Below are 11,827 nucleotides of genomic sequence, written 5' to 3'. Positions count from 1 at the left end.
CCCAGGCTGGGCCGGCGTGGGGCCCGGGCGCCAACTCCGCCTTCCTCCCCGCCACCGCCCTCAACAGAGGCGCTTCGCGCCGCTGTTACATTTCCCGCCATGGACGACCCGCACTACCTCTCCGGCCTCCAGCTCACCGGCCGCCGCGTCGTGATGATCGGCGGCGGTTCCGTGGCCCAGCGCCGGCTGCCCCGCCTGATCAGCGCGGGCGCCCGCGTCGAACTGGTGTCACCGCACACGACGCCGTCGGTGCAGGGGATGGTGGACGCGGGCGAGCTCGTCTGGCACGAACGCCGCTACGAGCCCGGTGACCTCCGCGCCGCCTGGTACGCGCTGGCCTGCACGAACGACCCTTCCGTGAACGCCGCCGTCTGTGCCGAAGCCGAGCGGGAGCGGGTGTTCTGCGTCCGCGCCGACGAAGGCGAGTCGGGTTCGGCGGTAACGCCGGCGTCGGGGCGGCACGGCGGCCTGCTGTTCGGCGTGCTGTCCGGCGGCGAGCCGCTGCGCTCGGCGGCGGTCCGCGACTCGATGCTCGACGGCCTGCACAACGGCACCATCGAGGACGGCCGCACCCCGCACCCCGAGGGCACCCTGCCCGGCGTGGCCCTGGTCGGCGGCGGCCCGGGCGACCCGGAGCTGATCACGGTCCGCGGCCGGCGGCTGCTGTCGCGCGCGGACGTCGTGGTGGTCGACCGGCTGGCGCCGCGCGAGCTGCTCGACGAACTCGCGCCGGAGGTCGAGATCGTCGACGCGGCGAAGATCCCGTACGGCCGCGCGGCGAGCCAGGACGTCATCAACAGCACCCTGATCGAGCGCGCCAAGGAGGGCAAGTTCGTCGTCCGCCTCAAGGGCGGCGACCCGTACCTGTTCGGCCGGGGCTTCGAGGAGGTGCTGGCCTGCGCGGAGGCGGGTGTCCCGGTGACGATGGTCCCGGGCATCACGAGCGCGTTCGCGGTGCCGGCGGCCGCCGACGTCCCGGTGACCCACCGCGGCGTGGCGCACGAGGTGGTGGTGGTCTCCGGCCACGTGGCCCCGGGGGACGACCGGTCCCTCGTGGACTGGGAGCTGCTGGCCCGGATGCGCGGCACGATCGTCCTGATGATGGGCGTCGAGCGGCTCCCGCAGTTCGCCAAGGCCCTCCTGGACGGCGGCCGCCCGGCGGACACCCCGGTGGCGATCATCGAGGACGGCACGATGCGCACCCAGCGCTCCCTCCGGTCCACATTGGACACAGTGGTCACCGACGCGGCCGCCTCCGGAGTCCGCCCGCCCGCGGTGATCGTGATCGGTCCGGTCGCCGGCCTGGCCCCACTGTCGTAACTCGGCTTTCGCGTGACTGGGGCCGGAACTCGCGTGATTGAAGCCGGAACTCGCGAGTTCCGGCTTCAATCACGCGAGTTGCGTGTTCGATCACGCGAGATCCGGCTCTGATCACGTGGGATGCGGGAAGAGGCGGCTTCGGCTGGCGGATCAGGCGCGCGAATGTCGAGGCCCTGGCGGCCCGGACGACCGGCGAGACCGCGTTCTTCTGCGGCTGCCCGGAGAACGACGAGGACGTGCGCGACCTTTTCGACCTCGTGATCTGCCTGGCCCCCGCGTTGCCGGTCACCCACACCAACGGCATGTCAGTCTTCGTAGCAGCTCGCGGCGAAATCCCGGATCGCGTCCGACAGCCGGGCCGGGTCGAGCCGCAGCTCGACCGGGCTGCGGGCCTGGACGAACTCCGCGTCCGGCAGGTCGACGGCCAGGGAGTCCGCGTCGCCGAACGGGTGGATCGGGTCGCCCTGGTGGCCGATCACCAGCGCGCGGGTCGTGATCTTGCGGCGCACCGCCTTCGGCGGCGCGATCCGGCCGAACAGCACCCCGTGCAGCAGCGCCGCCATCGGGGCCGGGCGCTGCGACAGCGTGTCCGTGACGACGTCGACCCACTGGTTGCCGTGCGGGACCACCGAGGCCGCCAGCGCCACCGCCTGCACCGTGAACGGCAGGAACCGGGCCGCCATCAGCAGTGGTGCGAAAGTGACCAGCCCGGCGACGATCGCGTTGTCCAGCACCGGCATCTCGACGATCAGGCCCCGGGCGCGCGAGGGCGCCGACACCGCGACTTCCAGGGAGACGTTCGCACCCAGGGACGTCCCGCCGATCACGGCGGACGGCACCTCGAGGTGGTCCAGCAGCGCCAGGGTCTGCTCGGCGAACGACGGCATCGAGTACAACCAGGACTCGGTCGGCCGGTCGGAGTCGCCGTGGCCGAGCAGGTCGAGGGTGATCACCCGGAAGCCGGCGCGGGCCAGCCGCCGCGCCAGCGGCGCGTGCATCCGGCGCGTCAGCATGATGCCGTGGGTGAGGACGACGACCTTGTCGCCGCTGCCGAACTCGGTGTACCAGAGGCGGTGTCCCTCGTGGTCGAACGAGCCGGTCAGCTCGATCGGGCGGGACGCCCGCCGGACCGGCGCGGGCGGCGGTCCGGCCTCGATCGCGGTCGCACTGGCCGGGCTCATGTCCCACCGTCCTCCCCGTGTCGTGGTGTGAGTCCCTTTCAGGAAAGCATCCCCCGACCACGTTGGCACAGTGACGCGCGGGTCAATTGACAAGGTGCCAATGGCGGGTCGCCGCGGGCATGGGTCAAGATGACCCCATGACCGCTACTGCTGACAGTCTGCCCGATCTCGTCTCCCTGAAGGTCGACGTCGACGGCCCTGTGGCCGAAGTGACGCTTCTCGGCCCGTCCAAGGGCAACGCGATGGGCCCGGACTTCTGGCGCGAGCTGCCCCTGGTGTTCCGCACGCTGGACGCCGACCCGCAGGTCAGGGCCGTGGTGCTGACCGGCAGTGGCGCGCACTTCTCCTACGGCCTCGACCTGCCGGCGATGATGGGCGACTGGGCGCCGATGCTGGGCGGGGACAACCTGGCCGGCCCGCGCACGGCGTTCCTCGACCAGGTCCGGTCGCTGCAGGCGGCGGTCAGCTCGATCGCGGAATGCCGCAAACCGGTCGTCGCGGCCGTGTCCGGCTGGTGCATCGGCGGCGGGGTCGACGTCGTCGCCGCCGCGGACGTCCGGCTGGCCGGCGCCGACGCCAAGTTCAGCGTCCGCGAGGTGCGCGTCGCCATCGTGGCGGACCTCGGCAGCCTGCAGCGGCTCGCCTCGATCATCGGCGAGGGGCACCTGCGGGAGCTCGCGCTCACCGGCAAGGACGTCGACGCCGCCCGCGCCGAAAAGATCGGCCTGGTGAACGACGTCTACGAGAACCAGGAAGCCCTCCTGAAGGCCGCGCGGGAACTCGCCGGGGAGATCGCTGCGAACCCGCCGCTGGTGGTGCAGGGTACGAAGCAGGTACTGGCGGCGAACACCGAGCGCCAGGTCGCCGACGGCCTCCGGTACGTCGCGGCGTGGAACTCGGCGTTCCTGCCCAGCAAGGACCTCGGCGAAGCGGTCCAGGCGTTCATGGAGCGCCGCAAGCCGGAGTTCACGGGCGAATAGGAGGCAGCGTGAGCGTTCACCATGCGTTCCGCGCGGCGCGGGACTACCTGCAGACCCACCGCGAGGACTACGACACCGCGTACCGCGGCTTCGCCTGGCCGGAGTTCGAGGAGTTCAACTGGGCGATCGACTGGTTCGACGTCGTCGCGCACGACCCGGCCAACGCCGAGCGGTACGCGCTGTGGATCGTCGAGGAGGACGGCCGCGAGAACCGCTGGACCTACCCGGAGATGTCCGGCCGGTCCAACCAGGTCGCCAACTGGCTGCGCGGCCTCGGCGTCCGCCGCGGCGACCGGCTGATCCTCATGCTGGGCAACCAGGGCGAGCTGTGGGAGACCATCCTCGCCGCGATCAAGCTCGGCGCCGTGATCATCCCGGCCTCGACACTGCTGGGCCCGGCCGACCTCACCGACCGGGTCGAGCGCGGCGCGGCCAAGCACGTCGTGGTCCGCTCGGTGGACGCGCCGAAGTTCGACGGCGTCGAGGGTGACTACACGCGGATCGCGGTGGGGGAGCCGGTCGAGGGCTGGCAGCGGTACTCGGCCGCGTTCGCCGAGTCGCCGGAGTTCACCCCGGACGCGCCGACGAAGGCCGCCGACCCGCTGCTGCTGTACTTCACCTCCGGCACGACGGCGAAGCCGAAACTGGTGCAGCACACGCACGTTTCGTACCCGGTCGGCCACCTGTCCACGATGTACTGGATCGGGCTGGAACCCGGCGACGTCCACCTGAACATCTCCTCGCCCGGCTGGGCGAAGCACGCGTGGAGCAACTTCTTCGCGCCGTGGAACGCCGAAGCGACGGTGTTCCTCTACAACTACAACCGGTTCGACGCGGGCGCGCTGATGGCGCAGATGGACCGGTGCGGCGTCACCAGCTTCTGCGCGCCGCCGACGGTGTGGCGGATGCTCATCCAGGCCGACCTCACGGCCCTGAAGACGCCGCCGCGCAAGGTCGTGGGCGCGGGGGAGCCGCTGAACCCCGAGGTGATCGACCAGGTCGAGAAGGCGTGGGGCGTCACCATCCGCGACGGCTTCGGCCAGACCGAAAGCAGCGTCCAGATCGCGAACACGCCGGGCCAGGACGTCGTGCCCGGCTCGATGGGCCGCCCGCTGCCCGGGTTCGTGGTGGCGCTGGTCGACCCGGTCAGCGGCGAGCGCGCGACGGAGGGCGAAATCTGCCTCGACCTCGCGCACCGGCCGGTGGGCCTGATGACCGGCTACACCGGCGACGACGAGCGCACGTCGGCGGCCTTCGGAGGCGGCTTCTACCACACGGGTGACGTCGGTTCGATCGACGAACGCGGCTACATCACCTACGTCGGGCGGACGGACGACGTGTTCAAGGCGTCGGACTACCGGATCTCGCCGTTCGAGCTGGAGAGCGTGCTGATCGAGCACGAAGCGGTGGCGGAGGCGGCGGTGGTCCCGGCCCCCGACCCGATCCGGCTCGCGGTGCCCAAGGCGTACGTCGTGCTGGCGGCCGGCTTCGCGCCGGACGCGTCGACCGCGCGGTCGATCCTCGCGCACTGCCGCGAGCACCTGGCGCCGTACAAGCGGATCCGGCGGCTCGAGTTCGCGGAGCTGCCGAAGACGATCTCGGGCAAGATCCGCCGCGTCGAGCTGCGCGGCCGCGAGAGCGACCCGAAGCGGGGCCAAGGCACCGAGTACCGCGAAGAGGACTTCCCGGACCTGAAGTCCTGACGCCGGTGCCCCGGGGCCGACCGCCCCGGGGTGCCCGGCGTCAGGCGCGGGTGCCCTCGACCTGGCGGCCGTCTTCCGTCGAGCACGCGGTCACCGGGTCGTTCGCCGCGCTGCCGCACGTCCACTCGCCGATCGCGACCGGGCCGGGGCCGTCGGCGGAGGCGGCCTCGGCCGGGGTCAGCTTGGCGAAATAGTCCTTCAGCAGCTGCGTCGCCGCAGTGCAGTCGACCTGCCCGTGCGCGACGACCGCCGTCTTCGCGCCACCCGCGCCGGGGACGTCGCCGCACGGCACACCGGGGGCCGTCGACGCGGCGGCCGCGGCGGCGGGCACGGGCGCCGGCCCGCTGGAGGACGGCGCGGCGGGCGCCGGGCCGCCACCGCCGCAGCCGGCGAGAGTGGCGGTCGCGGCGGCGAGCAGCAGGGGGTACGCGAGAGTCTTCATGGGCCCTTCAGGAGCGGACGGGACGGGATCTCACTCGGACGGCACGACGGCGGCGAACACCGTCTGCTCACCCTTGGTGCAGGTGGTGCCGCCCTGGGCGGCGGGCGGCCCGGAGGCGCACAGCCAGCCGTCGACGGTCTCGTTCACCGCGTCGTTCGAGCCGGCGCCCTGGCGCCCGGCGATCTTGCGGTGGAAGTCCCCGACGAGCTTCGTGGCGGCGGAGCAGCTGACGCCGGCCGAGCCGCTGTCGAACACGTAGAGTGTGAGCCCGCTGGCGGCCGTCACCGTCCCGCAGGAACCGGGCACCGACGGCGGCGGCCCGGACGGCTTCGACACCGGAGCCGGCGCGGCGGACCCCTCGGTGGCGGCCGGCGGGGGCGGCGGCGTGCCGGTCGGCGTCGTCGCGGGGGTGCCGGCGGTCGTGGCGGACGGGGCCGGCGGCGCCTGCGCGGCCGGTTCGCCGGAGCAGGCCGCGAGCACGGGCAGGGCGAGGCAGGCCACGAGCCACGTCTTCGTGGTGGTCGGGTGGGGCACCGCGATCCTTCCTCCCCGGCTGGCTGGCCCGGTCATTCTGGCCCATCCGGGCCGGGGCCCCGCGGACCGACGCGCCCACGGGTGTGCCGGAGATTACTCCAGCGGCGCGGTGCCCCGGTCCGGTGGCCGCCGCAATGGTGTCCACAATGGACAATTAACCTTCCGTTCACGCTCCGAAACCTCCCGCTGTCATCAAGAATCGATCGGTCTAATTCCGGCCGTTCCCGTTAACAATCCGGCCCGGCGAGCCGAAGATCTTGGTGGAGGCCGACGAGCTTCCCGTCCCCGAAACCCCGTCCCGAAATCCGTGAGAGCGATGAAAGCCGACGCTGTGACCAGCACCGAAGACCCGTCCAGCCCGCCGACCGTCCCGAGCACCGTGGTCTGGTGCGGCGGCCGCCCGTACGTCCTCGAGGGCCGGGCCGGCCGCGCCCGCTGGATGGGCACCGACTACCGCGGCCGCCCCGAGTCGCTGACCAGCGCGGAGCTGCAGCGCCGCGGCTGGAGCCACCGCCGAGCCAGCTGACGCGGCCGGCTCCGGTCCGGGGGTGCCGGGCGGGGGTGGTGGCTGCGGTCGCGCGGGGGAGCGCGGCCGGGCCCGGTTCACCGCGGCTCGGGCGCCGGTCGGGTTCGCCTGGCCGGGCCTGTCGGCGGCAATTCCGGTCGGCGGGATCGGGGCCGTGAGCGGCGAATAGCCCGGTCGCGGCTCCCGAACCCGGGCGCCCCGGGCTCAGCCGGAAGATCGACTGCCGGTGAGCGGCGATTCGCCAGGTCGTGGTCTTCCGAGCCTCGGCCGCGCAAGCCCGGCCACGAGCAGGTGAATCGCGAGCTCGCGCCCCCGCCGCACCACCGGGCACCCCGCACCGCCCCCGCTGTTTAATGGGCCCGTGAGCACAGCCGCCCCCGAACCCGCCGCTCAGAGCGGTGCCGCCGAGCCCTCCCTGCTTCGGCAGGCGCTCAACGTCCCCAACATCCTCTCCCTGCTGCGGCTGGCCGGCGTGCCGGTGTTCCTGTGGCTGCTGCTCGGCCCGAAGGAAGACGGCTGGGCCCTCGCGCTGCTCGTGTTCAGCGCCCTGACCGACTGGCTCGACGGCAAGCTGGCCCGCTGGCTCAACCAGATGTCGCGGCTCGGGCAGCTGCTCGACCCCGCCGCCGACCGGCTCTACATCCTCGCCACCCTCGTCGCCTTCCTCGTCCGGGACATCATCCCGTGGTGGGTCGTGGTGCCGCTGGTGCTGCGCGAGGCCGTGCTCGGCGTCTGCGTCATGACGCTGCGCCGCCGGGGGTTCGCGCCGCCCGAGGTCACCTACCTCGGCAAGGGAGCCACGTTCGTCCTGATGTACGCCTTCCCGTTGCTGCTGCTCGCGCAGGGTGGCTCGGACGTCGCCGCGGTCGCGCGGCCGATCGGGTACGCCTTCACCATCTGGGGCGCCGTCCTCTACGTCTGGTCCGGTGTCCTCTACGTCGTGCAGGCGCGCAACGCCCTCCGCGGCGCGCAGCACGGCTGAGCGCGATACTTTCGCCGGGCCGTGGCGGGCGGCTGGGCCGTGTGGGTGTAAGACTTCGCCCAGCACGTTCCGCCATGAAGGCACGAAAGGGGACCGGCGGTGTCCGCTCCTGAAGAGCTCCGCTACACCGAGGACCACGAGTGGGTCGCCACCCGCGAGGAGACGCTCGTCCGGGTCGGCATCACCGAGTACGCGCAGGACCAGCTCGGCGACGTCGTCTTCGTCGACCTGCCCGAGGTCGGCAGGCAGGTGAGCGCGGGCGACGTCTTCGGCGAGGTCGAGTCGACCAAGAGCGTCTCCGAGCTGTTCGCGCCGGTCGACGGGGAGGTCGTCGCGGTCAACGACGCGGTCGCCGACTCGCCCGAGCTGATCAACAGCGACCCCTACGGCGAGGGCTGGCTGATCGAGATCCGGCTCGACGACCCGGCCGGCCTCGAAGCCCTGCTCGAAGCCGAGGCGTACGACGCCCTGACCAAGGGCTGACGCCCGCTCCGCCGGTTCGGGGAGCCGGGGCTCGGAGAATCGATCAGGCACGGTACGTTGGCAGCTACACGTTCTTGAGTACTGGCAACACAGCATGTGTGGAGGAGAGCTCAGGTGAGCACGAACGACGGGCCCGGCGGCGTTCCCCCGGAGCAGTCTCCGGAGCGGACCTCTGTCTTCCGGGCCGACTTCCTGGCCGAAGCCGAAGGCCACGAGTCCGCCCCGGCCCCGGAGGCCCCGGTCCAGGGTGTCGACGCCCTGCCCCCGGGTTCGGCCCTGCTGGTCGTGAAGCGCGGGCCGAACGCGGGTTCGCGGTTCCTGCTCGACCGCGACACCACCAGCGCCGGGCGGCACCCGGACAGCGACATCTTCCTCGACGACGTCACGGTCTCCCGACGGCACGCCGAATTCCGGCGTGAAGGCGGCGAGTTCGTCGTCATCGACGTCGGCAGCCTCAACGGCACCTACGTCAACCGCGAGCCGGTCGACCAGGCCGTGCTCGCCGGCGGCGACGAGGTGCAGATCGGGAAGTTCCGCCTGGTCTTCCTGACCGGCCCGGGGCACGGGGGCCAGGGGGCGCAGTGACGGCGGCCGGACGGCCACAACGTGACGGGTTGAGCATCGGGGCCGTTCTCGCGCAGCTGCGCGGCGACTTCCCCGATGTCACCATCTCCAAGATCCGGTTCCTCGAAGCCGAAGGCCTGGTCACCCCGGGCCGGACAGCTTCGGGGTACCGGCAGTTCGCCGCGGCGGACGTGGAGCGTCTCAGGTTCGTCCTGGCCGCCCAGCGGGACCACTACCTCCCGTTGAAGGTCATCAAGGAACAGCTGGACGCGGCGGACTCGGGCAACGAGCCCGCCGCGGCCCTGCCCCGCCCGCCGCGCCGGCTGGTGCCCATCGACGCACCGGCGGAGAACGTCGGGTTGCCCGTGGCGGAGGACTTCGCCGTGGGCAAGGAGCTGCGCCTGACCCAGGAGGAGCTCCTGGAGCAGGCCGGCATCGACGCGGGCGCGCTGGCCGAGCTGCAGCAGTACGGCCTGGTCCGGCCCGGTCCCGCCGGGTTCTTCGACCCGGACGCGGTGCTGGTCGCGCGGACGGTGAAGGCGATGACCGAATTCGGGATCGAACCGAGACACCTGCGTGCCTTCCGCGCCGCGGCCGACCGCGAGGTAGGGCTGCTGGAGCAGATCGTGACGCCGGTGTACCGGCATCGTGACCCGGAGGCCAAATCCCGGGCCGACGAGGTGGTGCGGGAGCTCGCGGCACTGTCCGTGACCCTGCACACGCTGCTCGTCAAGGCCGGAATCCGTGGCGTCGCCGGGTGTTGATCGATAACGGGGCAGTGAGATCCTCTTTGCGGTCCCATGTCAATGACTGAATGTTCGGCACCGCATGCCGTACCGTGAAGGCACGGGTTTGCGGCAGGCGAACCGAGAGTGTCCGGACAGCGAGCACAGCGCACGGATGACGGGTAGCGTCGACAGTGGCGGCGCGGAACCGTTTCGGCGCTGCAGCCCGTGTGCACGAGAGGGAGGCGAAGCCCGATGAGCGAAATGCGCGTCGTCGGTGTGCGGGTCGAGCTGCCCGCGAATCAGCCGATCTTGTTGCTGCGGGAGACCGAGGGCGAACGGTACCTGCCGATCTGGATCGGCTCGGTCGAAGCCACCGCCATCGCCTTGGAGCAGCAGGGGGTCCGGCCGGCCCGGCCGCTCACGCATGACCTGCTGAAAGAGGTCATCGGAGCACTCGGCCGGGAGCTGGAGCAGGTCGTCATCACCGACCTAAAGGAGGGCACCTTCTTCGCGGAGCTCGTCTTCGACGGCGACATCCGGGTCTCCGCCCGGCCGAGCGACTCGGTCGCGCTGGCCCTGCGGATCGGGGTCCCCATCCACGCCGTGGATTCGGTGCTGGAGGAAGCCGGCCTGATCATCCCGGACGAGCAGGAAGACGAAGTCGAGAAGTTCCGCGAGTTCCTCGACTCGGTTTCCCCGGAAGACTTCCGCGGAGCGGATACCTGATCCGCGCAGAGGTGTGCTCGCGGAGAGCGCTCGCCTCGACGGCCAGGTATGTATCTTCCGGAGGTGCAACCCCCGCACGGGGGCCCGCCCCCGGACCCCCGAGTCCTCCCGCAGCAGGGCGTTGCACTTGCCTTGACGCGGACGTCAACGTCTAGCGTCGAGGGCATGCGGATCGGAGAACTGGCGCAACGCACGGGTGTCACCACCCGTGCGTTGCGTTTTTACGAGGACCAGGGCCTCCTGCAGGCCCGGCGCTCGGCCAACGGCTACCGGGACTACGGCGAGGACGACCTCCAGCTCGTCAAGGAGATCCAGACCCTCCAGACGGTCGGCCTCACCCTCGAGGAAACCCGCCCGTTCGTCGAGTGCCTGCGCAGCGGGCACGAGACCGGTGATGCCTGCGCGAACTCGATCGAGGTCTACCGGCGCAAGCTCGAAGAAGCCGACGCGCTGCTGGCCCGGCTCGGCGGCATCCGCGGCGAACTGGCCGCCAAGCTCGCCGGTGCCCTCGCCCGGCAGGCGCCCGATCCGTGTGTCGTGCCCGAATCCCCGCGTCCCTGAAGGAGCCCGCCATGTCCGAGGTCGAAGACGTCACCGATGCGACCTTCGCCGAGGTCCTGAGCAGCGATGTCCCCGTGCTCGTCGAGTTCTGGGCCACCTGGTGCGGCCCGTGCCGGATGGTCGGCCCGGTACTCGCGCAGCTGGCCGCCGAGCGGGACGGCGCGCTGGTCGTCCGCAAGATCAACGCCGACGAGAACTCCGAGACGACCCGCGCCTACCAGGTCATGTCCCTGCCGACGATGATCCTCTTCCGCGGGGGCGAGCCGGTCGAGACGATCGTCGGCGCGTTCCCGAAGGCCCGCATCGAAGACCGCCTCGACCGGGCGCTCACGGTGCCGTCGCTTTGACGAACGTGTCCGCCACCTCGCGCCCGTACGCTTCGAGGTCCAGCGAAGGGTCGGCCGCGTAGGCGCCGGCCACGCCGTCGATGGCCTGTGCGATCGACATCGCCATCACCTCGGGCGTGAAGGCGCCGAACACGCCCTCGGCCTGGCCCTGCTTGAGCTGGCGGGCCAGTCCGTGCACGCGCAGGTCGTCGACCAGCACTTTCGTCATCACCCAGCCGTCCGCGTCGTCGGCGTTGGCGGCCAGCTCCGAAAGGGCCCGGACGCACTCCGGGTACGTCCGCAGGAACGCGATCGCCGTCTCGATGTGCGCCCGCAGGTAGCCGCGTCGGTCGGCCGGGTCGAGGCCGCCGCCGGTGCGCTCGGTGAGGAACCGGTGCCTGGTCTCGACCACCGTGCTGAGCACGGCCTGCATCAGGCCGGCCTTGTTGGTGAAGTGGTAGGAGATGAGCCGGGTGCTGCTGAGCCCGGCGCGCTCCTTGATCTTGGCGAACGTGGTCCGGCGGTAGCCGAGGTCGGCGAGGGCGCCGATGGTCGCGCCCACGATCTGCGCCCGGCGCGCGGCCTCGGTGACGCTGAGCCCCAGTTCCGCCATGAGGTCGGTGTTTACCTGCATGAGTAATAATTTACACGGCCGAGTAAAAAAGTCCACCGCGTTTGAACCGCCCCGAACGGGGTACGGCGAACGGCTCAAAGGCTCAGTCGACCGTTGAGCCTTGCCGCGCGTCGCGTTGACCGGTGTTCTCCTGACGC

Annotated in this window: 15 protein-coding genes; 11 read left to right on the top strand and 4 right to left on the bottom strand. The window is 71.6% G+C overall.

What is annotated here, in order from left to right; genetic code table 11:
• Positions 1–99 precede the first annotated feature (99 nt).
• The gene (gene cobA / locus C2L59_RS30320) at positions 100–1,320 is read left to right on the top strand and encodes a uroporphyrinogen-III C-methyltransferase (protein WP_103352929.1); all 1,221 of its coding nucleotides are present in this window, start codon (positions 100–102) and stop codon (positions 1,318–1,320) included.
• A gap of 305 nt (positions 1,321–1,625) precedes the next feature.
• On the opposite strand, the gene C2L59_RS30315 is transcribed toward cobA, so the two are convergent.
• On the bottom strand, positions 1,626–2,501 hold the full coding sequence (locus tag C2L59_RS30315; RefSeq protein WP_103352928.1) for an alpha/beta fold hydrolase: 876 nt from the start codon (positions 2,499–2,501) through the stop codon (positions 1,626–1,628).
• Between the two features lie 137 nt (positions 2,502–2,638).
• On the opposite strand from C2L59_RS30315, the gene C2L59_RS30310 reads away from it, so the two are divergent.
• A complete protein-coding gene (locus tag C2L59_RS30310; RefSeq protein WP_103352927.1) occupies positions 2,639–3,481 on the top strand; it encodes a crotonase/enoyl-CoA hydratase family protein in 843 nt (280 codons plus the stop codon).
• An 8-nt stretch (positions 3,482–3,489) separates the two neighbouring features.
• Complete coding sequence (locus C2L59_RS30305) at positions 3,490–5,184, top strand: AMP-binding protein (RefSeq protein WP_103352926.1); 1,695 nt, start codon at positions 3,490–3,492, stop codon at positions 5,182–5,184.
• Positions 5,185–5,224: 40 nt separating this feature from the next.
• On the opposite strand, the gene C2L59_RS30300 is transcribed toward C2L59_RS30305, so the two are convergent.
• Positions 5,225–5,626, bottom strand: coding sequence for a hypothetical protein (locus C2L59_RS30300; RefSeq protein ID WP_103352925.1), 402 nt, complete (start codon positions 5,624–5,626; stop codon positions 5,225–5,227).
• A gap of 30 nt (positions 5,627–5,656) precedes the next feature.
• Positions 5,657–6,160, bottom strand: a complete 504-nt coding sequence (locus tag C2L59_RS49370) for a hypothetical protein (RefSeq protein WP_103352924.1) — start codon at positions 6,158–6,160, stop codon at positions 5,657–5,659.
• A gap of 316 nt (positions 6,161–6,476) precedes the next feature.
• Between C2L59_RS49370 and C2L59_RS30290 the strand changes: the two genes are divergently transcribed.
• The 8 genes from C2L59_RS30290 (at position 6,477) to trxA (ending at position 11,077) form a co-directional block, all read left to right on the top strand.
• The gene (locus tag C2L59_RS30290) at positions 6,477–6,686 is read left to right on the top strand and encodes a hypothetical protein (RefSeq protein WP_103352923.1); all 210 of its coding nucleotides are present in this window, start codon (positions 6,477–6,479) and stop codon (positions 6,684–6,686) included.
• A gap of 361 nt (positions 6,687–7,047) precedes the next feature.
• Positions 7,048–7,668: a CDP-alcohol phosphatidyltransferase family protein gene (locus C2L59_RS30285; RefSeq protein ID WP_103352922.1), complete on the top strand. Its 621-nt coding sequence runs from the start codon at positions 7,048–7,050 to the stop codon at positions 7,666–7,668.
• Between the two features lie 99 nt (positions 7,669–7,767).
• Entirely contained in the window at positions 7,768–8,151 is a 384-nt protein-coding gene (gene gcvH, locus C2L59_RS30280; protein WP_103352921.1) for a glycine cleavage system protein GcvH, read from the top strand.
• Between the two features lie 114 nt (positions 8,152–8,265).
• Positions 8,266–8,736: a glycogen accumulation regulator GarA gene (garA, locus tag C2L59_RS30275; RefSeq protein WP_103352920.1), complete on the top strand. Its 471-nt coding sequence runs from the start codon at positions 8,266–8,268 to the stop codon at positions 8,734–8,736.
• The gene (locus C2L59_RS30270) at positions 8,733–9,479 is read left to right on the top strand and encodes a MerR family transcriptional regulator (RefSeq protein WP_199199318.1); all 747 of its coding nucleotides are present in this window, start codon (positions 8,733–8,735) and stop codon (positions 9,477–9,479) included. Before garA ends, C2L59_RS30270 begins: the two co-directional genes overlap by 4 nt.
• 216 nt (positions 9,480–9,695) lie before the next feature.
• Positions 9,696–10,169, top strand: coding sequence for a bifunctional nuclease family protein (locus tag C2L59_RS30265; protein WP_004559569.1), 474 nt, complete (start codon positions 9,696–9,698; stop codon positions 10,167–10,169).
• A gap of 165 nt (positions 10,170–10,334) precedes the next feature.
• Positions 10,335–10,730: a MerR family transcriptional regulator gene (locus tag C2L59_RS30260; protein ID WP_103352918.1), complete on the top strand. Its 396-nt coding sequence runs from the start codon at positions 10,335–10,337 to the stop codon at positions 10,728–10,730.
• A gap of 11 nt (positions 10,731–10,741) precedes the next feature.
• Positions 10,742–11,077: a thioredoxin gene (trxA, locus tag C2L59_RS30255; protein ID WP_103352917.1), complete on the top strand. Its 336-nt coding sequence runs from the start codon at positions 10,742–10,744 to the stop codon at positions 11,075–11,077.
• Here the strand turns inward: trxA and C2L59_RS30250 are convergent.
• Positions 11,058–11,690 (bottom strand): TetR/AcrR family transcriptional regulator, encoded by a 633-nt coding sequence (locus C2L59_RS30250; protein WP_103352916.1) that lies wholly within the window; start codon positions 11,688–11,690, stop codon positions 11,058–11,060. The genes trxA and C2L59_RS30250 overlap by 20 nt on opposite strands.
• Between the last annotated feature and the right edge of the window lie 137 nt (positions 11,691–11,827).

The sequence above is a fragment of the Amycolatopsis sp. CA-128772 genome (genome assembly GCF_002904295.1).
Lineage (GTDB): Bacteria > Actinomycetota > Actinomycetes > Mycobacteriales > Pseudonocardiaceae > Amycolatopsis.
The sequence above is the reverse complement of the archived record's forward strand: the minus strand, read 5'-3'. Positions and strand labels throughout refer to the sequence as shown.